The sequence below is a fragment of the Bradyrhizobium sp. AC87j1 genome, from assembly GCF_002936975.1.
GTDB lineage: Bacteria > Pseudomonadota > Alphaproteobacteria > Rhizobiales > Xanthobacteraceae > Bradyrhizobium > Bradyrhizobium shewense.
In genome coordinates this window covers 60,512-82,436 of sequence record NZ_PTFE01000028.1, presented here as the reverse complement: position 1 = coordinate 82,436, position 21,925 = coordinate 60,512, and the positions used below count along the sequence as shown (strand labels likewise).

The following is a 21,925-nucleotide window of genomic DNA, read 5'->3' as shown; positions in this document are numbered from 1 at the left end:
TCTCCATGTCCTTGACGGTGATGAGGCCGACGCAGCGATACTGCTCGTCGACCACGAGCAGCTTCTCGATGCGATGCTGGTGCAGCATCCGCCTCGCTTCGTCCTGGCTGACGTTCTCGCGCACCGTGACGAGGCCCTCATGCGTCATCAGCTCGGAGACTTTTTGCCGGCGGTCGGTGGCAAAGCGTACGTCGCGGTTGGTGAGGATGCCGACCAGCTTGCCCGGCGTATTCTTGCCGGCGCCGGTGACGACGGGAATGCCGGAGATGCCGTGATCGCTCATCAACTTGAGCGCGTCCTCGAGCGAGGCATCGGGGCTGATGGTGAGCGGGTTCACCACCATGCCCGACTCGTAGCGCTTGACCTGCCGGACCTGCGCGGCCTGCCCTTCGGGATCGAAATTGCGGTGGATGACGCCGAGGCCGCCGGCCTGCGCCATGGCGATCGCCATGCGGGCCTCGGTGACGGTGTCCATGGCGGAGGCCATGATCGGGATGTTGAGCGGAATGGCGCGGGTGACGCGCGAGCGGATGTCGACCTCGCCCGGCATGACGTCCGACAGGCCCGGCTTCAGCAGCACGTCGTCGAACGTAAAGGCTTCGCGGATGCCCTGAAGTTGCACCGTGGCCATTTGCCAACTCCTTCCTGCTGCCTTGCCGCAAATGCTAATTGATGAGCGCCGCCCTCGGCGTACCTTGCGGCATCGCCTTGAGAATCGGAGCCCATCGGTGGGGTTGACGCGGGTCGATAGCACGGCCGCGTGACGAATCAAAGCAATTCGGACGGCTGGCCAGCCATGCACAGGCTTTTTTGGCGGATTCAGCCGAGCGGCAGCCCCACCCACCCACCGTCATTCCGGGGCGCGACGAAGTCGCGAACCCGGCATCCATCGCGCAGCGGGCCCTCCGGCCCAATGGATTCTCAGGTGCGCAACTGCGCACCGTAGTTCGCGCCAAGGGGCGCGCCCCGGAATGACGGTGGCGGAGGGTCACACCGTTGTTACGCTGGACTTAGGTGCTATGCGTCGATCCGCAATGGTCGCAGGCGAGCGACGGTGATAAGCCGCAAGGCACCCCTTCCTTCCGATTTTCATTACCAATCCGTCATGGTCGACAAGCAACGCATCATTCCGCTGATCGTGGCCACTGCTCTCTTCATGGAGAACATGGACTCGACGGTGATCGCCACTTCGCTGCCGGCGATCGCGGCCGACATCGGCACCAGTCCGCTGACGCTGAAGCTCGCGATCACGTCCTATCTGCTGTCGCTCGCGGTGTTCATCCCCGCGAGCGGCTGGACCGCCGACCGGTTCGGCGCGCGGATGGTGTTTGCGATTGCGGTCGGCGTGTTCATGGTCGGATCGGTCGGCTGCGCGCTCTCCTCTTCGGTCACCGATTTCGTGTTCGCGCGCATCCTGCAAGGCATGGGCGGGGCCATGATGACGCCGGTCGGGCGCCTCGTGCTGCTGCGCTCGGTCGACAAGAGCGCGCTGGTCAACGCCATGGCCTGGGTGACGGTCCCTGCCCTGATCGGCCCCGTGATCGGCCCGCCGCTCGGCGGCTTCATCACCACTTACGCGTCGTGGCACTGGATCTTCCTGATCAACATCCCGATCGGGCTGCTCGGCATCTTCATGGCGCTGCGCTTCATCGACCCGATCAAGAGCGAGGAGCGCGAGCCGTTCGATCTCTACGGCATGGTGCTGGCGGGCATCGGCCTCGCCGGCATCGCCTTCGGCCTGTCGGTTGCCGGTCTCAACCTGCTGCCATGGAGCACCGTCGCCGCATTGATCGCGGGGGGCGCGATCTCGATGACGCTCTACGTCATTCACGCCCGGCGCACCGGCTCGCCGGTGCTCGACTTTTCGCTCCTGAAGCTGCCGACGCTGCGCGCGGCCGTGTTCGGCGGCTTCCTGTTCCGGCTCGGCATCGGCGCGCTGCCGTTCCTGCTGCCGCTCTTGATGCAGATCGGCTTCGGGCTGTCGCCGTTCCATTCGGGTCTCGTCACCTTCGCCTCCTCGCTCGGCGCGATGGGCATGAAGACGCTGGCCGCGCGCATCATCCGCACCTTCGGCTTCCGCAATCTGATGACGGTAAACGCGATCGTCAGCGCGTTCTTCCTCGCCGTCTGCGCGCTGTTCACGGTGACGACGCCGCTGCTCATCATCATGGTCATCCTGGTGGTCGGCGGCTTCTTCCGCTCGCTCGAATTCACCGCCATCAACACGGTCGCCTATGCCGACGTCGAGACCGCGCAGATGAGCCGCGCCACCACCCTCGTCAGCGTCAACCAGCAGCTCGCCGTCTCCGCCGGCGTCGCCGTCGGCGCGGCCTGCGTGGAAACGACGATGTGGTTCAACCATGTCAGCGAGATCGACGCCACCGTGTTCGCCCCCGCCTTCCTCGTGGTCGCGCTGACCTCAGCGGCATCGAGCTGGTTCTTCTGGCAGATGCCCATCGACGCCGGCCACGAAATCTCCGGTCGCAAGGCCGTGGAGATCGCCAGCCGCAAGGGCGCCGGCAAGGGTGCAGAAAAGGCGGCGGTCAAGACCGCGACGGAGGACACCCAGGACGTGCGGGATCAAAGGTTGGGGTGAGTTGGGCGAGCGGGCGCCTCACACTCCGTGTCGTCCCTGCGAACGCAGGGACCCATAACCCCTGGGCGCAGTTGTCGCGCGTTAGCGCTCACTCCGAGTCCCCGTAGTCACATCCGCCTGTGGCTATGGGTCCCGGATCTGCGCTGCGCTTGTCCGGGACGACAGTGGAGATTGGCTCAGGCAGTCCCGCCCCGAAATCCCGTCGCCAGCACGTAGCGCTCCGACGAATCCTGCCGGCTCGCCGCGGGCTTCACATGACGCACCGTCGCGAAATCGCGCTTGAGCTGGGCGAGCAGATCGGCATCGGCGCCGCTCTGGAACGTCTTGGCCAGGAACGCGCCGCCGGGTTTGAGCACGTCGCACGCAAAGGCAGCGGCGGTCTCGACCAGGCCGACGATACGGAGCTGGTCGGTCTTGCGGTGACCAGTGGTGTTGGCGGCCATGTCGGACATCACGAAATCGGCGCCGCCCCCCAGCATCGCGGTGAGCTTGTCCGGCGCATCATTGGCCATGAAGTCGAGCTGCGCGAAGTCGACGCCGGGAATTTCCGGCATTTCCAGCAGGTCGATGGCAACGACCTTGCCCTTGCCTTCCACCGAGCCGACGCGCTTGGCCGCGATCTGGCTCCAGCCGCCGGGCGCCGCGCCGAGGTCGACGACGGCCATGCCGGGCTTCAAAAGCCGGAATTTGTCGTCGATCTCGAGCAGCTTGAACGCGGCGCGCGAGCGATAGCCTGCCGCCTTGGCCTTGACGACGTAGGGATCGTTGAGCTGCCGCTCCAGCCACAGCTTCGACGACAATTTGCGCTTGCCGCCGGTCTTGACCTGGACATGCAAGCGGCCGGTGGTGTCCTTGGCCATCTCACCAGCTCCTGAGCGCGCCGTCCTCGCGCATCATCTCGACCAGCATGCCCTCGCGCAGGCCACGGTCGGCGACGCGCAGGCGCGGCAGCGGGAAGGCGCGCCTGATAGCATCGAGGATGGCGCAGCCGGCGAGCACGAGATCGGCGCGCTCGACGCTGATGCAGCTGTTGCCGGCGCGCTCCTCGTAGCTCATGCCGAGCAGCTTGTTGATGGTCGCGGTGATGTCGGAATCGTTCATCCAGATGCTGTCGATGCGGCGGCGGTCATAGCGCGCGAGGTTGAGATGGATGCCGGCGAGCGTCGTCACCGTACCCGAGGTGCCGAGCAGGTGCATGTCGGCGAGATCGCCGCCGTGGACTTCGGCGAACGGCGCGACGTGGTTCGCGACCTCCTGCTCCATCGCGGCGTAGATCTCCGGCGTCACGTCGCGGCCGCCGAACTGCTCGGCGAGCGTGACCACACCGTAGGGGATCGACATCCAGGCCTTGATCCGCGGCTCCGGATTTTGCGGATCGCGCTCGATCCGCACCAGCTCGGTCGAGCCGCCGCCGATGTCGAACAGGATCGCGCCGCGTCCCCTGGGGTCGACCAGCGGCGAGCAACCGAGCACGGCGAGCGCGGCCTCGGTCTCGCGGTCGATCACCTCGAGCTCGATGCCGGTCTCGGCCGCGACGCGGCTGCGGAACCCCTCCGCATTCGAAGCCGCGCGGCAGGCTTCGGTCGCGATCAGCCGCAACCGGCGCGCTTTGCGCAAATTGATCTTGTCACGGCAGATGCTGAGCGCGGCGATGGCACGCTCGATCGCGGCCTCGCTGATGGAGCCGGTCGACGAGACCCCCTCCCCGAGCCGGATGATGCGCGAGAAGGAATCGACGACGCGAAAGCCGTCCTGGGTCGGACAGGCGATCAGCAGCCTGCAATTGTTGGTGCCGAGGTCCAGCGCCGCATAGACGCCGGTTCCCGACGCCCGCGCGCCGACAGCCGGTTCGGTGGCCAACGCCACCGCCGCCATCGACCCCTCCAGCTCACCGTGCGGCACATGGCCGTCGCGGAGCCGCGTGTGGTCATTCATACAAACTGTCTTTCCGCGGCCGGTCAGGCCGGTCTGGAATTGATTTTTCGCCTGAAACATTAGCAGCGCAGCCGGCCTGCGCAACAACGCATCACATGGGACCATGCCCATTCGTGCGTTGTCGTGAACGGGGTGGTGGGTTATCTCAATGGAGTCCGGTGCCCCGCTGCCGCGAAAATGCGCAAATGCCGGCTTTTCAGGTCAATTCCATGCAAGAACACACCAAATCGTCCACGCTCGAAAACGCTATTGCACTGCAAAAATATGGCGTCGGGCAGCCCGTCCGCCGCAAGGAGGACGACACGCTGGTGCGCGGCAAAGGCCGCTATACCGACGATTTCAACCTGCCCAACCAGGCCTATGCCGTGGTCGTTCGTTCCACCCACGCCCATGGAATCATCCGCGGCATCGGCATTGATGCCGCCAAGGCGATGCCGGGCGTGCTCGGCGTGTGGACCGGCAGGGATCTCGATGCCGCCGGCTATGGCCCCTTCACCTGCGGCCTGCCGCTGAAGAGCCGCGACGGCTCGCCTTTGCTCCAGACCAACCGCCAGCCGCTGGCGACCGACAAGGTCCGCTTCGTCGGCGATCCCGTCGCCTTCGTCGCGGCGGAGACGCTGGCGCAGGCGCGCGATGCAGCCGAAGCGGTCGAGCTCGACATCGAGCCGCTGCCGGCTGTGACCGATCCTGAAGAAGCGGCCAAGCCCGGCGCGCCGCAGCTCTATGAGCACATTCCCCACAACGTGGCGCTCGACTACCATTATGGCGACATGGACAAGGTCAACGCGGCCTTCGCCAGCGCCGCCCATGTCACCAGGATGGACATCGAGAACACCCGTGTCGCCGTGGTCTCGATGGAGCCGCGCGTCGGCCTTGCCTCCTACGACAAGAAGTCCGAGCGCTACACGCTTCAGGTGCCGACGCAGGGCGTCGCCGGCAACCGCGCGAATCTTGCCAAGAACCTGAAAGTGCCGAACGAGAAGGTGCGCATCCTCACCGCCAATGTCGGCGGCTCCTTCGGCATGAAGAACATCAACTATCCCGAGTACATGTGCATCCTGTACGCGGCAAAAGTGCTGGGCCGCCCGGTGAAATGGCTCGACGAGCGCTCGACCGCCTTCCTCTCCGACAGCCACGGCCGCGCCCAGAAGATCCATGCCGAGCTGGCGCTCGACGCCGAGGGGCACTTCCTCGCGGCCAAGCTGTCCGGCTACGGCAATCTCGGCGCCTACATCACCGGCGTCGCGCCGGGGCCGCTCTCGCTCAACACCGGCAAGAATTTTTCCAGCGTCTACCGCACGCCGTTGATGGCGGTCGACATCAAGGTGGTGCTGACCAACACCACGCTGATGGGCGCCTATCGCGGCGCCGGCCGGCCCGAGGCGAACTATTACATGGAGCGGCTGATCGATCGCGCCGCCGACGAGATGGGCATCAACCGGCTGACTCTGCGCAAGCGCAACTTCATCAAGCAGAACCAGATGCCGTTCCCGGCCTCCTCCGGCGTCACCTATGACAGCGGCGACTTCCAGGCCGTGTTCAACAAGGCGCTCGAAATCTCCGACCACGAGAATTTCGCCAAGCGCAAGAAGGAGAGCAAGAAGGCCGGCAAGCTGCGCGGCATCGCGGTCGGCTCCTATCTCGAGGTCACGGCGCCGCCGAGCCCCGAGCTCGGCAAGATCGTGTTCGACGCCGACGGCAGCGTGCAGCTGATCACCGGCACGCTCGATTACGGCCAGGGCCATGCCACCCCATTCGCGCAGGTGCTGAGCGAGCAGCTCGGTGTTCCCTTCGAGAGCGTCAAGCTGGTGCAGGGCGACAGCGACATCGTCCACACCGGCAACGGCACCGGCGGCTCGCGCTCGATCACGGCAACCGGCCAGGCCATCGTGGGGGCTGCCAAGCTCGTCATCGAGAAAGGCAAGCGTGCAGCGGCGCATATGCTGGAGGCGTCCGAAGCCGACATCGAATTCGAAGGCGGCAGCTTCACGATCGCCGGCACCGATCGCAGCATCGACATCATGGAGCTCGCCAAGAAGCTGCACGACGGCAAGACGCCGGAGGGCGTGCCCGATAGCCTCGACGTCGATCACACCAGCGAACCGGTCGCCTCGGCGTTCCCGAACGGCTGCCACGTCGCCGAGGTCGAGATCGATCCGGAGACCGGCGTGGTGCAGATCGTGCGCTACAGCGCGGTCAACGATTTCGGCACGGTGATCAACCCGCTGCTGGTCGCAGGCCAGCTCCATGGCGGCGTGGTCCAGGGCATCGGGCAAGCGCTAATGGAGCACATCCGCTACGACGAGAGCGGCCAGCCGATCACGGGCTCGCTGATGGACTACGCGCTGCCCCGCGCCGAGGACGTTCCCAACATGACGGTCGGCGATCACCCGGTGCCCGCCACGACCAATCCGCTCGGCAGCAAGGGCTGTGGCGAGGCCGGCTGCGCCGGCAGCCTGTCGACGGTGGTGAACGCCGTGCTCGATGCGCTCTCAGACCACGGCATCAAGCAGATCGACATGCCGCTGACGCCGGAGCGCGTGTGGCGAGCTATTCAGGATGCGAAGGCGAAAGCTGCGTAAGGGCGTAAGAGCCTACGCTCTCTCCGCCGTCATGGCCGGGCTTGCCCCGGCCATCCACGCGTAAGGGGTTTACACTATCGCCATACCCACAGCTGTCATCGCCCGACTTGATCGGGCGATCCCGTCCTCCGAGATAGTCGTGATTCCCGGATAAGCCGCGGGATACTGGATTCCCCGCTTTCGCGGGGAATAACACCGTTTGAAAATCGTCCGGTCATTCCGGGGCGGTCAGCAGGACCGAACCCGGAATCTCGAGATTCCGGGTTCGATGCTTCACATCGCCCCGGAATGACGGTTGTCTTTTAAGCCGCGGCCTGCTCGCGGGGCTGGTAGATCGCAATGTGCTGGCAATGCGCCAGCGGTGTCGTGCCGTTGGCGACGACGAGCGCGTCGAGCTCGACGAAGCGGTGGCCTTTCTTCTCGTAATTCGACGTGACCTTGGCCCGCGCGGCGATCTCGTCGCCAGTGCGTACCGCCGACAGCAATTGCATGCGGCTGCCGACGTGGATCCACGGGCCGAGAATGGTGTTGTCGACCAGCACGCGGTTCATGACCCGCTGGATCAGGCCGGGATGGCCGAGCCCTTCGCGCGCAAAGATCGGATCGGTTTCCCTGATGTCGGCGAGATAGTCAGCCGCATCCTGCCCGGCCCAGCGGCGGGGCGTGGTACCCAGCCATTTGCCCGTCTCGAACGTCGCGGGACTAACCGGCGTGCGCTCGGCCACCACAGGCACCGCGATATAGTCGCTCAACGACACCGCCGGCGCGGCAGCCGGCAACGAGGCCGTGCCTGCCGCACAGAGCTCGGTGCGGCTGAACACCTCGATCGTCAGCAAGCCGTTGTGCTCGGTCGCATCGACATCGGCAGGCTCGCCATCATAGACCGGCTTGATGAAGCGGGCCTCGATGAGCCCTCGTGCCAGAAAATCGCGGCCCCAGCGTGCCAGGGGCACGTGCATCATGTAGGCGAAGACATCGACGCCCGGGACCAGCCCGCCGGAAAACCCGAAGCGGCGCGCCACCGTGTCGTCATGCATCTTGTTTTCGGATTGCTTGGCGGTGTTGTAGGCCTCGACGCGCCAGGTTTCGAGCCGGTTCGGCATGGGGTCATCTTCCCTGTTCTTGTTGTTTCGGGCGGATCGTAGGCCCCAGGGAACACCGGTCAATCCCCTCGCCTTTGCGGCCCGAATGGGGTACCACGCGGCGAATGACTGACACCCCCACCCGCATCTATGTCGACGCCGACGCCTGCCCGGTAAAGGACGAGATCTATCGCGTCGCGCTCCGGCACGGCGTGCCCGTGAGCGTGGTCGCCGGCAATTTCATTCGCGTGCCGCACGATCCGCTGATCGAGCGCATCGCCGCAGGCGCCGGTATGGACGCCGCCGACGACTGGATCGTCGAACGCGTCAAGTCCGGCGACGTCGTCGTGACATCGGACATTCCGCTTGCGAGCCGCTGCGTCAAGGCCGGCGCCGACGTGATCGCCCCGAACGGCAAGCCGTTCACGGAAGAGTCGATCGGGATGACGCTGGCGGTGCGCAATCTGATGACGGATCTGCGCTCGGCCGGCGAGGTCACCGGCGGCCCGCGATCATTTGCACCGCGCGACCGTTCCGCCTTCCTCTCGGCGCTCGACCAGACGCTGCGCCGGATCCAGCGCCGTCGCGCCGATCAGGCCGCAACACATCAAGGCTGATCATGGCGCCGCCGCTGATCCAACTCAAAGACATCAAGCTGACCTTTGGCGGCACGCCGCTGTTGTCAGGCGTCGAGCTCAACGTCGCGCCATCCGAGCGCGTCTGCCTGATCGGCCGCAACGGCTCGGGCAAGTCGACGCTGCTGAAGATCGCGGCCGGCCTCGTCGAACCCGATGGCGGCACGCGCTTCGTGCAGCCGGGCGCGACCGTGCGTTACCTGCCGCAGGAGCCCGACTTCGGCGAGCACAAGACCACGCTTGCCTATGTCGAGTCCGGTCTCGCCCCCGGCGACGACCAGCACCAGGCGCGCTACCTGCTGGAGCAGCTTGGCCTGACCGGTGACGACAACCCGCATAATCTCTCCGGCGGCGAGGCCCGCCGCGCGGCGCTGGCGTATGTGCTGTCGCCCTCGCCCGACATTTTGCTGCTGGACGAGCCGACCAACCATCTCGATCTCGCCACCATCGAGTGGCTGGAACAGGAGCTCGACAGCCGCCGCAGCGCGCTGGTGATCATCAGCCACGACCGCCGCTTCCTCACCAATCTCTCGCGCTCCACCGCGTGGCTCGACCGCGGCAAGATCAAGCAGATCGACCGCGGCTTTGCCTCGTTCGAGAGCTGGCGCGACGAGGTGCTGGCGGAAGAAGAGCGCGACCAGCACAAGCTCGACCGCAAGATCGTCGATGAAGAGCACTGGCTGCGCCACGGCGTCTCCGGCCGGCGCAAGCGCAACGTCAAGCGCCTCGGCAATCTGCATGCGCTGCGCGACCAGCGTCGCAACTATCGCGGCACCGCCGGCACCGCCAGTCTCGCGGCGGCCGAAGCGGAGCAATCCGGCAAGCTGGTGATCGAGGCGAAGGGCGTCACCAAGGCCTATGGCGAGCGCATGATCGTCGAGAATTTCTCGACGCGCATCCAGCGCGGCGACCGGCTCGGCATCATCGGCCCGAATGGCGCCGGCAAGACCACGCTGGTCAATCTGCTCACCGGCGGCGGGCAACCGGATTCCGGCACGATACGTCTCGGCGCCAATCTGGAGGTAGCAACGCTCGATCAGCACCGCGAAAGCCTCGATCCCAAATCGACGCTGGCTGAAGCGCTCACCGGCGGTCGTGGCGATCAGATCATGGTCGGCGGCAAGCCGAAGCACGTCGTCGGCTACATGAAGGACTTTTTGTTCGCGCAGGAGCAGCGCGGCACGCCGGTGGAGGTGCTCTCGGGCGGTGAGCGCGGCCGGCTGATGCTGGCGCGCGCGCTGGCAAAGCCGTCGAACCTGCTGGTGCTGGACGAGCCGACCAACGACCTCGATCTCGAAACGCTCGACGTCCTGGAAGACATGCTCGGCGATTACGAGGGCACGGTCATTCTGATCAGCCATGACCGCGACTTCCTCGACCGCGTCGTCACCTCCGTGATCGCGCCCGAGGGCAACGGCAAGTGGACCGAATATGCCGGCGGCTACAGCGACATGCTGACCCAGCGCGGTGCCGACCTGAAGCGTGAAACGGCGAAGACCCAAGCCCCTGCCGAGAAGAAAGAGGAGCGATCGGCGCCGGCTGCCGCATCCGCGCCGAAGCGCAAGCTGAGCTTCAACGAGAAGCATGCGCTGGAAACGCTGCCGAAGAAGATGGAAACGCTGCAGGCCGACATCGCCAAGCTGCAGCGCGTGCTCGACGATCCGAACCTCTACGCCAAGGATCGCCAGAAATTCGACGACACATCCGTCGCCATCGCCAAGGCGCACGAAGAGCTATCGGCGTCCGAAGAGCGCTGGCTCGAACTGGAAATGCTCCGCGAAGAGATTGAACAGGCTTAGTTTCGTAGGATGGGTAGAGCGCAGCGAAACCCATCGCACAAAGGGATTAAGTTATGATGGGTTTCGCTTCGCTCTACCCATCCTACGGATCCGGAAATAGAGAGATCTCATGACAACTCCCCTCGCCGCAAAAATCGCCCGCGAATACGGCACGCCCTGCGCCGTCATCGACATGGACAAGGTCGAGCGCAACATCGCGCGGATCCAGAAAGCCTGCGATGAGGCCGGTGTCGCCAACCGTCCGCACATCAAGACGCACAAGAATCCGACCATCGCCAAGATGCAGGTCGCGGCCGGCGCCAAGGGCATCACCTGCCAGAAGCTCGGCGAAGCCGAGATCATGGCCAATGCCGGCATCGACGACATCCTGATCAGCTACAACCTCCTCGGCGAAGAGAAGATGGCCCGCCTCGGCGCGCTCCAGGCCAAGGCCAACATGACGGTGGCCGCCGACAATTCCACTGTCGTCACCGGCCTGCCCAAGGCTGCAGCGGCGTCGGGCCGTCCGCTCTCGGTCGTGGTCGAATGCGACACGGGGCGCAAGCGCGCCGGTGTCGAGACGCCGGCGGAAGCCATTGCGCTGGCGCGCGAGATCGCCGCATCCAAGGGGCTGCAATTCGCCGGCTTCATGCTGTATCCGACCGAGACCGGCTGGGCGGACGCGCAGAAATTCTACGACGAAGCGCTGGCCGGTGTGCGCGCGCACGGGCTGGACGCAAAAATCGTCTCGACTGGCGGCACGCCGAATCTGAAGAACATCGGCAAGCTCAAGGGCGGCACCGAGCATCGTTTCGGCACCTACATCTATAACGACCGTATGCAGGTCGCCGCGGGATCTGCGACCTGGGATGACTGCGCGCTGCACATCTATTCGACGGTGGTGAGTCGCGCCGCGCCCGAGCGCGGCATCCTCGATGCCGGCTCGAAGACGCTGACCACTGATACCGGCGGTCTCGACGGCCATGGCCTGATCCTGGAGCACCCCGAAGCCAAGATCGCAAAATTCGCCGAGGAGCACGGCTTCCTCGATCTCTCCCGCAGCAACACTCGCCCGAACGTCGGCGACGTCGTCCGCATCGTGCCGAACCATGTCTGCGTCGTCGTCAACATGATGGACGAGGTCGTGATGGTCCGCGGCCAGGAGATCATCGGCACGCTCCCGGTCGCGGCGCGAGGGAAGCTGCGCTAACCGATCAACGCCTTCAGCTCCCGATCCAGTCCGTCGCGAAACAACTTGATCGGACGCGCCAATCGGCCGGCGGGCGGGCGATGCACGATCCATGCGCGCACGGCCGGGTTGAAGCCACGCACCGCGACCGGCTTGAGCTTGTCGCGGAATGCGCTCCGCTTCAGCGCAATCGGCGTCACCAGACCGACGCCGAGGCCGCGCGCGACCAGCGACAGACGAAGCTCGCTGTCGAGGGCCTCCACCGCAATGTTGAAGGGCAGATGCTCGGCATCGAAGCGACGCTTCAGCGCGTCACGAAATCCGCAACCATCCTGGTTGATCACCCACGACATTTGCGACAATCGCTCCAGATCGACGATACGGGACATCTTCACGTCGCGTGCGACGACGAAAATGACCGGCTCCGCACCGAGATCGTCGGCGAGAAGCTCCGCAGGGGGCACAGCGCCATCAGGCAAGCAAATCGCCGCAGCATCGAGTTCGTTGCGACAGACCCGCTCGACCTGATGCGGCGACCAGCCGGAAACGACCCGCACGGCCAGAGCCGGAAATTCGGCCCGCACGGCGTCGAGCGGCGCGGTGAGCCCCGCCTCCGAGAGAAACGGCGTGAGGCCCAGCCTGAACTCACCGCGCACCACCCCATCATTCGCGACGCCCGATTTGAGATCATCCAGCATTCTGAGCAGGCGTCGTCCCTGCTCATAGGCCTCGTGGCCCGCAGCCGTCGGCTTTAGCGGCTTGGAGAGCCGGTCGAGAAGCTGCGCACCCAGCATCTCCTCGAGATTCTGGATGCGCCGAGTTACGCCGGGCTGAGTAAGATTGAGGCGCGCAGAAGCCGCGACGATCGATCCGGTCTCGACCACCGCAACGAAGGCGACGAGGTCATGGGTATTCATAACATACTCGCATATTCTTTATAGACTTATTTGAATTGTAGCATATTAGCCCACCCGCTTAAAGGGACCCGCACCATTGTAGCGAGGGCCGATGACCATCTCCGAAACCACCAAGTTTGCATCTCCCAAACAACTCGCCGAGCGCCCCCTGATCTGGCTCGGCGCGATCACCACTGGCGTCGTCGTCACCAATTTGTTTGCACCGCAAATTCTGGTTGGCCTGATCGGCGGCTCCCTGGGCATGGCGCCTTGGCAGGCCGGCCTCGTCAGTACGTTGACGCTGCTCGGCTATGCACTCGGTCTCCTGCTCCTCGTCCCGCTCGTCGATCTCGTCGAGAACAGGCGCCTCATCCTGCGGACGCTCGGCTGCGCCATCCTTGCCGCACTTGCGACAGCACTGGCGCCGACGCCGTTGCTTCTGCTGCTTGCCACGTTCGTTCTCGGTGCCTCCTGCGCGGCGATCCAGATGGTGGTCCCGCTGGTCGCGTCCATGGTGGCGCCGGAGCGTCGTGGCCAGGTCATCGGCGAGGTCATGAGCGGATTGATGATCGGCATCCTGTTGTCGCGGCCAGCGGCAAGCCTGATTGCCGATCTCTGGAGCTGGCGCACCTACTACGTTGTCTCGGCAGGTCTTATGGCGCTCCTCGCCGGCGCGCTCGGCCGCTATCTGCCAGCACTTCAGCCCACTGCGCGCGCGAGCTACCGCGAATTGCTCCGCTCCTTCCCAAGGTTGTTGCGGGAAGAGCCCGTACTCCGCGTACGAGCCTGGACCGCAGCGCTGGTCATGGCGTCCTTCACCGCCTTCTGGGCCGCGGTGGCGCTGCGGCTGCCGGACGCGCCGTTCGCCCTGGACATCAAGGGAATTGCCGCTTTCGCTTTGATCGGCGTGGCCGGCGCTGCGGCAACGCCACTGGCCGGCCGCTGGGGCGATAAGGGCTGGGCCCGCCCCATGTTCGTCGCAGCCCATACCCTCATCATCGGCTCGCTCGCGCTCTGTGCCTGGGCCGGCGTGCTGGAATCCCGCAACGCCGCTCTGCTGGTGTTGAGCCTGGGCGCGATCCTGCTCGACATCGGCATCACCACCGACCAGACGCTTGGCCGCCGCGCCATCAATCTGCTGCGCCCCGAGGCACGCGGCCGCATCAACGGCCTGTTCGTCGCATTGTTCTTCATCGGCGGCGGCGTGGGTGCAGCGGCCGCATCCGTTGCCTGGAGTTACGGCGGCTGGACGCTGGTCTGCGCGGTCGCGGCGAGCTTCGGCGCGCTCGGACTCGTTACCGATCTCGCGACCCGGACCGGAACGTCATGATCCCCGAAATCAGGACGACGATTGCGCGAGCCACTGCAACACGCCCCGTGCCGCGGCCGCGCCCGTCGCAAAAGACGCCTGCAGCAGATATCCGCCCGTGGGCGCCTCCCAGTCCAGCATCTCGCCCGCGGCAAACACGCCGGGCAGTTTGCGCAGCATGAAGTGGTCGTCGAGCTCGTCGAAGGTGATACCGCCCGCAGTCGAGATCGCGCGATCGATCGGGGCAACGCCGGTGAGCCGCACCGGAATGGCGTTGATCAGATGCGCAAGCTCGGCCGGCGAGAGCGCGGCCAGTGGTCGGCTGGACACGATGGCGGCCTCCTGCATCAGGCCGATGCCGACCGGCGACACTTGCGCCGCCTTGCGCAGGAAGTTCGCGAGCGATTGCTTGCCGCGTGTCCCTGATAGCCGCGCGGTCAGAGCGGCGGCCTCGAGGTCGGGCCGCAATGCGATCGAAAGCGTCGCCTGCCCGACACTGAGCACCGCCTCGCGCAGTTCCGCCGACAGTGCGTAGATCGCGCCGCCTTCGATGCCGCTACGCGTGATCATGGCTTCGCCCCGCACCGTATGCGCGCCGATCGTCAGCGCCACGCCCTTGAGCGGCTGGCCCTCAAAACGAACGCGGAACACATTTGACCAGGCGACTGTGAAGCCGGAATTGGCTGGCCGCAGCTTTGAGATGGCAACGCCTTTTGCGGCAAGGAGCTCGACCCAGCCGCCATCCGATCCGAGCCGCGGCCAGCTGGCGCCGCCAAGCGCGAGGACCGTGGCGCTGGCAGTGACGGCCGCTGCGCCATCGGGCGCTCGAAACACCAGGCGCTCCTCACCGTCCCAGCCGGTCCAGCGATGGCGAAAGGCAAACCGCACGCCGCTGGCATCGAGCCGCCGCAGCCAGGCGCGCAGCAACGGCGAGGCCTTGAACGCTTTCGGAAACACCCGCCCGCTGGTGCCGACGAAGGTCGGCTCGCCCAGGGCTTCGCTCCACGCGCGCAGCGCCTCGGGCGAAAGCGCCTCGATCGCGGCTTGCAGCCTCGGGGCTGCCTCGCGATAGCGCGCCATGAACTGCGGCAGCGGCTCGCTGTGGGTGAGGTTGAGCCCGCCGCGGCCGGCCATCAGGAATTTTCGACCCGCGGACGGCATCGCGTCGTACACGGTGACGCGGGCACCGCCCTGCGCCAACACTTCCGCCGCCATCAGCCCGGCGGGACCGGCCCCGATGACGGCGGTGTCAGTCAGAGCTTGATCCCCGCCCGCGCCGCGGCCTGCGCCACGTATTTCTGCGTCTGCTCGAACGCCCCGGTCAGCGCCTTGGCTTTCGACATGTCGCTGATCTCCGCGAAATGCGCGGCGACCGCGTCCGGCGTCCATTCGGACTCCGGCAGGTTGATGCCTTCGCTCTCCACGATCTTGATCACCGCGAAGGAGCCCGCGCCGGCGCCCATGATGGTGCGGGTCGGCGCGTCCTCGCTCAGCATGTACTCGACCGCCGGCGTGATTGCGTTCGGCTTCATCAGCTGCAGCGCCTGCGGAGGCAACAGCTCTTCCGTCATGCGGGTCGCGGCCGTCGGCGAGATGATGTTGACGCGGATGTCAGACTTGCGGCCTTCCTCGGCGAGCACGTTCATCAGACCGACCATGCCCGACTTCGCCGCGCCATAATTGGCTTGGCCGAAATTGCCGTAGAGGCCGGAGGACGACGTCGTCAGCACGATGCGGCCATAGTTGCGGTCGCGCATGCCGGCCCAGGCCGCCTTGCAGCAATAGAAGGTGCCGACGAGATGCACGTCGAGCACCTTCTGGAAGTCGGCCGCTTCCATCTTGCCGAACGACTTGTCGCGCAGGATTCCGGCATTGGCGCACAAGAGATCAACGCTGCCCCACTCCTTGGTGGCGCGCTCGACCATGGCGGTGACCTGTTCGAAATTCGAGACGTCGGCGCCATCCGCCATCGCGGTGCCACCGGCTTTGCGGATTTCCTCGACCACGGTCTCGGCCGGCGACAGCGAGCCGCCGGTGCCGTCACGCGCGCCGCCGAAATCGTTGACGACGACCTTGGCGCCGCGGCTAGCCAATCCCAGCGCATGCGCGCGCCCCAGACCATTGCCCGCGCCGGTGACGATGGCGACGCGTCCGTCGAACCTGATTGCCATGAGTGCGTTTCCTTTCTTCCTTCTCCCCTTGCGGGAGAAGGTGGCATAGGCGGCCTACAGCCGCCGTCCTAAAAAGACGCCGACGCGTAGCGTCGGCTACGGCGCCGGATGAGGGGTTTGCTTCTACAGGCGAGTCCGCGGAGAGATACCCCTCACCCGGCTTCGCTCTGCGAAGCCACCCTCTCCCACAAGGGGAGAGGGTGAAATCGCGCGTTGCGTCGCTTTTGAGCAGCGATGGGTTGCCGGGTCAAGCCCGGCAACGACGCCTCGGGCCTAGGCGAAATAGATCAACCCCAGCCATTCCGCGACCAGCGCGGGCTTGTCCTCGCCTTCGATCTCAACGGTGACGTTGGTGCGGGACTGCAATTCATTAGGCTTGCGGAGCTTGGCTTCGGCCAGCACGAAACGGCCGCGAACGCGCTTGCCCGAGCGGACCGGCGAGATGAAGCGCAGCTTGTCGAAGCCGTAGTTCACGCCCATCGTGGTCCCCGCGATCACGGGCATCACCTCATAGGACATGATCGACAGCAGCGACATCGTGAGGAAGCCGTGCGCGATGGTGGTGCCGAAGGCGGTTTCCTTCTTGGCACGTTCAGGGTCGACGTGGATGAACTGGTGATCCTCGATCACGTCGGCATAGGTGTCGATGCGCGGCTGATCGATCAAGCGCCACGACGACACGCCGATCTCCTTGCCGACCATGGCCTGATAGGTTTCCAAGGAAATCGGCGGCTTCTTCCAGACTTCGTTCACTTAGGTCTCACTCCGTGTTTTCGGCAGTTCCGGAAAATCCTCCTCACGGAATTCCCGGCCGCGCAGCGGATCGTTGCGATCATCGTCGCGCTCCAGCCTGCGTAGCTGCACCCGGCGGATTTTTCCAGAGATCGTCTTCGGCAGCTCGGTGACGATTTCAAGGCGGCGGATGCGCTTGAAGGGCGCAAGGCGCGTGTGCAGGTGCTGGAAGATCGACAGCGCGGTCTCAGGCGTCCGCTCCGCGCCCGAGGTCAGCAGCACGAACGCCTTGGGGATCGCGAGCCGGATCGGATCCGGGCTCGGCACCACCGCGGCTTCTGCGACCAGCTCATGCTCGAGCAGCACGCTCTCCAGCTCGAACGGGCTGATACGGTAATCCGACGACTTGAACACGTCGTCGGAGCGGCCGACAAAGGTAAGATAGCCCTCGTCGTCTTCGAACACGACATCGCCGCTGCGATAGAGCTCGCCTTCGGCACCGGAGAGCTTGCCGTCGTCGCTCTGATAACCCTGCATCAGGCCGGCGGGCCGCTCGGCGCCGAGCACCAGCGTGACCTCGCCTTCCTTCGCCTTGTTGCCGTCGGCATCGCTGATCTGCACGCGATAGCCCGGCAGCGGCCGGCCCATCGAGCCGATCTTGATCTTCTGGCCCGGCGAGTTGCCGGCAAGCGCCGTGGTTTCGGTCTGGCCATATCCGTCACGGATGGTGAGGCCCCAGGCCGCCCGCACCTGATCGATCACTTCAGGGTTGAGCGGCTCGCCGGCGCCGCAGACCTCGCGCAAGTTCACCTTGAAGGACGCCAGGTCCTCCTGAATGAACAGCCGCCACACCGTCGGCGGCGCGCACAGCGTGGTGACGCCGCAGCGGCCGATGGTGGCAAGCAGGCCCTTGGCATCGAAGCGCGGCTGGTTGACCACGAACACGGTGGCGCCCGCGTTCCACGGCGCGAAGAAGCAGCTCCAGGCATGCTTGGCCCAGCCCGGCGAGGAGATATTGAGATGGACGTCGCCGGGCTTCAGCCCGATCCAGTACATGGTCGACAGATGCCCGACCGGATAGCTGCGCTGGCTGTGCCGGACAAGTTTTGGTTTTGCAGTGGTCCCCGAAGTAAAGTAGAGCAGCATCGGGTCGTCGGCATTAGTCGGGCCCTCGGCGCTAAAACTCTCCGGGGCCTTTGCGGCATCATCATAGGAGAGCCATCCGTCGTGAGCCGTGCCGACCACGATGCGAACGATGTTCTCCGCACCAAGACTTTCGAATTTAAGGCTTGCGAATTTCGCGACCTGATCCTCGGCGGCGATCACCGCCTTGGCCTTGCCGCGATCGAGGCGATCGCGCAGCTCATCCGCGGTGAGCAGCGTGGTCGCGGGGATCACGACGACGCCGAGCTTCATCGCCGCCAGCATCGTCTCCCACAGCGGAACCACATTGCCGAGCAGCAGCAAGAGATGATCGCCGCGCTTCAGGCCCTGCGCGCGGAGAAAATTCGCGACCTGGTTCGAGCGCTTCGACAGCGCCGCGAAGGACAGCTTTGTCTGCCGGTCCTGCGCGGCATCGACGATCCAGAGCGCGGGCCGGTCCTTGGCTTCGGCGTCCTTCGCCAGCTCGTCGAACCAGTCGAGCGCCCAGTTGAAGGGAACCGGATCCGGCCAGCGGAATCCTTTGACCGCGGCCTCGTAATCCGTGCGGTGCTTGAGCAGAAACGCGCGCGCGTCCTGAAATGTCGTCATGTTCCGGGCCCGTCGAATTGATGTTCGAACGTAGCCCGGATGGAGCGAAGCGCAAACCGGGGCCGGCTACGCCATTGGAAGCAGCTGTCCCGGATTTCGCTTCGCTCCATCCGGGCTACGAAGCCTCGCTATTTTCCAGCGAGGCTGCGAACGTGCTTGATAATTCCGGAAAAATCCACCCCACCTTGCCCGGCTGCGTCGAAAGACTGATAGATCTCCTGCGCATGCTTGCCGAGCGGGGTGGCCGCGCCCGCAGCCTTCGCGGCGTCCTGCGCCAGCGTCAAATCCTTCACCATCAGGGCCGAGGCAAAGCCCGGCTTGTAGTCGTTGTTCGCGGGCGAGGTCGGCACCGGGCCCGGCACGGGGCAATAGGTCGTCAGCGACCAGCACTGGCCCGACGAGGTCGAGGCGACGTCGAACAGCGCCTGATGCGAGAGCCCGAGCTTCTCGCCGAGTGCAAACGCCTCGCTCACTGCGATCATGGAGATGCCGAGGATCATGTTGTTGCAGATCTTGGCCGCCTGCCCTGCGCCGGCCCCGCCGCAGTGCACGATCTTCTTGCCCATGTTCTCCAGCACCGGCTTTGCCGCCGCGAATGCGTTCTCCTCGCCGCCGCACATGAAGGTGAGCGTAGCGCCCTTGGCGCCGCCGGTGCCGCCGGAGACTGGCGCGTCCACCGAGAGCACGCCGTGCTTGCCGGCGAGCGCATGCGCCTGCCGCGCACTCTCGACGTCGATGGTGGAGCTATCGATGACCAGCGCGCCCTTGGTCATCGCGGGAAGAATTTCGTTCCAAACGCCGAGCACATGCTTGCCGGCCGGCAGCATCGTGACGACGACATCGGCGCCCTTCACCGCGCCCGCGGCGCTGTCGGCGATGCCGGCGCCGTCGGCCTTGGCCTGATTGCGCGAGGCTTCGACGAGATCGAACGCCACCACCTTGTGGCCCGCCTTGACCAGATTGGCCGCCATCGGGCCGCCCATGTTGCCGAGACCGATGAATGCGATCGTGGCCATTGTCGTTTCCTCCAGCTTCAATCGTTGATTAGTTGAACTTCAGCTCGTCGGCGCCGATCTCGGCGAGATACGGCGCAAGCATTTGCGGCGTCACGTCCTCGATCCGCGGCGGCGACCAGGTCGGGTTGCGGTCCTTGTCGATCACGGCAGCGCGCACGCCCTCGCGAAAATCATCGCTGCGAAACACCTCCAGTGCGGCGCGGTATTCGCGCACCAGGGATTCCTCCAGGCTCGACGCGGTGCGCGCCAGCCGCAACAATTTCAGCGTCACCACCATGCCGCGCGGCGATTTTTCGTTGAGCGTCTTCAGCGTCGCCAGCGCGAACTCCGAGCCGTCGCGCTTGAGCGCAGAAAAAATGTCTTCCATGCGGTCGAAGCCGAACAATGCATCGATGATCGGCTCCTTTGCCGCGACCGGTCCGGCGGTCTCCCCGGTCGCAAAGCCGTTGATGAGCTTACTGACATCGCCCGCAGTTACGCCCTCACGTACCCTTGTCAGTGCCTCGCGCAGCTCCGGCCATTTGGCCGCTGGCACCACGGCGTCGGCGAATTTGGCGTGGATCGCGTCGGGCCCGTTCATGGTCTGGCCGGTCAGGCCGAAGTAGGTGCCGATTTCGCCCGGCGAGCGCGACAACAGATAGGTGCCGCCGACATCGGGAAAGAAGCCGAGCCCGACCTCGGGCATCGCGAGCTTGGTGCGATCGGTGACGATGCGATGGCTGGCATGCGCGGACAGCCCGACACCGCCGCCCATCACGATGCCGTCCATGTAGGCGATATAGGGCTTTGGGAATCTCTTGATCCGGGCGTTGAGGATGTACTCCTCGCGCCAGAGGATCTTGCCGAGGTCGCCGTTGACCTTCGAGCTCTCCCAGAGCGTGCGGATGTCGCCGCCGGCACAGAGGCCGCGCTCGCCGGAGCCTTCCAGCACGATCACCGCGACGGCCGGATCGGCCTCGAAGCGGTCGAGCGCCTTGTCGATGTCGCGAAACATCTCCAACGTGACGGCGTTGATGGCCTTGGGACGATTGAGCCTGATCACGCCGGCCGCGCCCTCGACGCGGGCGACCAGATCGCCCTCTTCCACTGAACTCATCGCGCGCCCTCGATCAGTTTGCGCGCCACGATGAGCCGCATGATTTCATTGGTGCCTTCGAGGATCTGATGCACACGCAGATCGCGCACGATCTTCTCGATCCCATATTCGCTCAAGTACCCGTAGCCGCCGTGAAGTTGCAGCGCATGGTTGGCGACCTCGAAGCCGACATCGGTGCCGAAGCGCTTTGCCATCGCACATAGCATGGTGGCATCGGGGTCCTTGCGGTCCAGCGCCGCGGCGGCACGCCACAGAAAGGTGCGCGCGGCCTCGAGCTCGATCGCCATGTCGGCGAGACGGAATTGCAGCGCCTGGAATTCGTCGAGACGCTTTCCGAAGGCCTTGCGCTCCTTCATGTAGCCACGCGCCTTGTCGAGCGCGGTCTGCGCGCCGCCGAGCGAGCACGCCGTGATGTTGAGGCGGCCACCGTCCAGACCGGCCATCGCGATCTTGAAGCCGATGCCCTCCTCGCCGAGGCGATTGGCCACCGGCACACGCGCGTTCTCGAACATCACGGCACGGGTCGGCTGCGCGTTCCAGCCCATTTTGCGCTCATTGGCGCCGAAGGAGACGCCCGGCGTCTTGCCGTCGATGACGAGGGTCGAGATGCCGCCCGGGCCATCGCCGCCGGTGCGCACCATCGCGACCAGCAGATCAGTACCGCCGGCGCCGGAGATGAACTGCTTCTGGCCGTTGAGAACGTAATGATCGCCATCGCGCACCGCGCGGGTGCGGAGCGCCGCGGCATCCGAGCCCGCGCCCGGCTCGGTCAGGCAGTAGCTGGCGATCAGCTCCATGGTGCAGAGCTTCGGCAGCCATGTGTGGCGCTGGGTGTCGCTGCCATAGGCATCGATCATCCAGGACGCCATGTTGTGGATGGAGATGAAGGCCGAGGTGGTCGGGCAGCCCGTCGCCAGCGCCTCGAAGATCAGCGCCGCGTCGAACCGCGTCATGGCGGAGCCGCCGACATCCTCGCGGATGTAGATGCCGCCCATGCCCAGCGTCGCGGCCTCGCGCATCACGTCGACGGGGAAATGCTTCTCCTCGTCCCAGCGCAGCGCGTGCGGCGCGATCTTCTCCGCCGCAAACGCCAACGCCATGTCGCGAACCGCGATCTGATCCTCGTTCAGAGCGAACTGCATATGAGCCTCGCTCT

Annotated in this window: 18 protein-coding genes; 6 read left to right on the top strand and 12 right to left on the bottom strand. The window is 65.5% G+C overall.

Annotated features, from left to right (window positions below; genetic code table 11):
- On the bottom strand, positions 1-631 hold a 631-nt coding region (locus tag CV770_RS16945), incomplete at its 3' end, for an IMP dehydrogenase (protein WP_146101298.1).
- 474 nt (positions 632-1,105) lie between these two features.
- On the opposite strand from CV770_RS16945, the gene CV770_RS16940 reads away from it, so the two are divergent.
- Positions 1,106-2,596 carry a DHA2 family efflux MFS transporter permease subunit gene (locus CV770_RS16940; RefSeq protein ID WP_091954461.1) on the top strand — a complete coding sequence of 497 codons (1,491 nt, stop codon included), beginning with the start codon at positions 1,106-1,108 and terminating at the stop codon, positions 2,594-2,596.
- Between the two features lie 176 nt (positions 2,597-2,772).
- Here the strand turns inward: CV770_RS16940 and CV770_RS16935 are convergent, their stop codons facing one another.
- Together CV770_RS16935 and CV770_RS16930 are read right to left on the bottom strand one after the other, a co-directional pair.
- Positions 2,773-3,456, bottom strand: coding sequence for an RlmE family RNA methyltransferase (locus tag CV770_RS16935; protein ID WP_091954459.1), 684 nt, complete (start codon positions 3,454-3,456; stop codon positions 2,773-2,775).
- Position 3,457: 1 nt separating this feature from the next.
- Positions 3,458-4,531, bottom strand: coding sequence for a Ppx/GppA phosphatase family protein (locus CV770_RS16930; protein ID WP_104463114.1), 1,074 nt, complete (start codon positions 4,529-4,531; stop codon positions 3,458-3,460).
- 209 nt (positions 4,532-4,740) lie between these two features.
- On the opposite strand from CV770_RS16930, the gene CV770_RS16925 reads away from it, so the two are divergent.
- Positions 4,741-7,113 (top strand): xanthine dehydrogenase family protein molybdopterin-binding subunit, encoded by a 2,373-nt coding sequence (locus CV770_RS16925; RefSeq protein ID WP_104463113.1) that lies wholly within the window; start codon positions 4,741-4,743, stop codon positions 7,111-7,113.
- Positions 7,114-7,415: 302 nt separating this feature from the next.
- Here the strand turns inward: CV770_RS16925 and CV770_RS16920 are convergent, their stop codons facing one another.
- Complete coding sequence (locus tag CV770_RS16920) at positions 7,416-8,216, bottom strand: hypothetical protein (RefSeq protein WP_104463108.1); 801 nt, start codon at positions 8,214-8,216, stop codon at positions 7,416-7,418.
- Between the two features lie 104 nt (positions 8,217-8,320).
- On the opposite strand from CV770_RS16920, the gene CV770_RS16915 reads away from it, so the two are divergent.
- The 3 genes from CV770_RS16915 to CV770_RS16905 all read left to right on the top strand — a co-directional run bounded on the left by CV770_RS16915 (position 8,321) and on the right by CV770_RS16905 (position 11,818).
- Positions 8,321-8,812, top strand: a complete 492-nt coding sequence (locus tag CV770_RS16915; protein WP_104463107.1) for a YaiI/YqxD family protein — start codon at positions 8,321-8,323, stop codon at positions 8,810-8,812.
- A gap of 2 nt (positions 8,813-8,814) precedes the next feature.
- The gene (locus tag CV770_RS16910; protein ID WP_104463106.1) at positions 8,815-10,629 is read left to right on the top strand and encodes an ABC-F family ATP-binding cassette domain-containing protein; all 1,815 of its coding nucleotides are present in this window, start codon (positions 8,815-8,817) and stop codon (positions 10,627-10,629) included.
- 109 nt (positions 10,630-10,738) lie between these two features.
- On the top strand, positions 10,739-11,818 hold the full coding sequence (locus CV770_RS16905) for a D-TA family PLP-dependent enzyme (protein ID WP_104463105.1): 1,080 nt from the start codon (positions 10,739-10,741) through the stop codon (positions 11,816-11,818).
- Here CV770_RS16905 and CV770_RS16900 read toward each other — a convergent pair.
- A complete protein-coding gene (locus CV770_RS16900) occupies positions 11,815-12,714 on the bottom strand; it encodes a LysR family transcriptional regulator (RefSeq protein WP_091954443.1) in 900 nt (299 codons plus the stop codon). The genes CV770_RS16905 and CV770_RS16900 overlap by 4 nt on opposite strands.
- A gap of 91 nt (positions 12,715-12,805) precedes the next feature.
- Here CV770_RS16900 and CV770_RS16895 point away from each other — a divergent pair, with 91 nt between their 5' ends.
- Complete coding sequence (locus CV770_RS16895) at positions 12,806-14,023, top strand: MFS transporter (protein ID WP_104463104.1); 1,218 nt, start codon at positions 12,806-12,808, stop codon at positions 14,021-14,023.
- Between the two features lie 9 nt (positions 14,024-14,032).
- Here CV770_RS16895 and CV770_RS16890 read toward each other — a convergent pair whose 3' ends face one another.
- From CV770_RS16890 to CV770_RS16860, 7 genes are all read right to left on the bottom strand, one after another.
- A complete protein-coding gene (locus CV770_RS16890; RefSeq protein ID WP_104463112.1) occupies positions 14,033-15,259 on the bottom strand; it encodes a BaiN/RdsA family NAD(P)/FAD-dependent oxidoreductase in 1,227 nt (408 codons plus the stop codon).
- A complete protein-coding gene (locus tag CV770_RS16885) occupies positions 15,256-16,173 on the bottom strand; it encodes an SDR family NAD(P)-dependent oxidoreductase (protein WP_018319886.1) in 918 nt (305 codons plus the stop codon). Before CV770_RS16885 ends, CV770_RS16890 begins: the two co-directional genes overlap by 4 nt.
- A 273-nt stretch (positions 16,174-16,446) precedes the next feature.
- Positions 16,447-16,926: a MaoC family dehydratase gene (locus CV770_RS16880; RefSeq protein WP_104463103.1), complete on the bottom strand. Its 480-nt coding sequence runs from the start codon at positions 16,924-16,926 to the stop codon at positions 16,447-16,449.
- A complete protein-coding gene (locus CV770_RS16875; RefSeq protein ID WP_104463102.1) occupies positions 16,927-18,657 on the bottom strand; it encodes an AMP-binding protein in 1,731 nt (576 codons plus the stop codon).
- A 128-nt stretch (positions 18,658-18,785) separates the two neighbouring features.
- On the bottom strand, positions 18,786-19,688 hold the full coding sequence (gene mmsB, locus CV770_RS16870) for a 3-hydroxyisobutyrate dehydrogenase (RefSeq protein WP_283811329.1): 903 nt from the start codon (positions 19,686-19,688) through the stop codon (positions 18,786-18,788).
- A gap of 13 nt (positions 19,689-19,701) precedes the next feature.
- A complete protein-coding gene (locus CV770_RS16865; RefSeq protein ID WP_104463101.1) occupies positions 19,702-20,769 on the bottom strand; it encodes an enoyl-CoA hydratase/isomerase family protein in 1,068 nt (355 codons plus the stop codon).
- Positions 20,766-21,911, bottom strand: coding sequence for an isobutyryl-CoA dehydrogenase (locus CV770_RS16860; RefSeq protein WP_091954430.1), 1,146 nt, complete (start codon positions 21,909-21,911; stop codon positions 20,766-20,768). Before CV770_RS16860 ends, CV770_RS16865 begins: the two co-directional genes overlap by 4 nt.
- Positions 21,912-21,925: the final 14 nt, after the last annotated feature.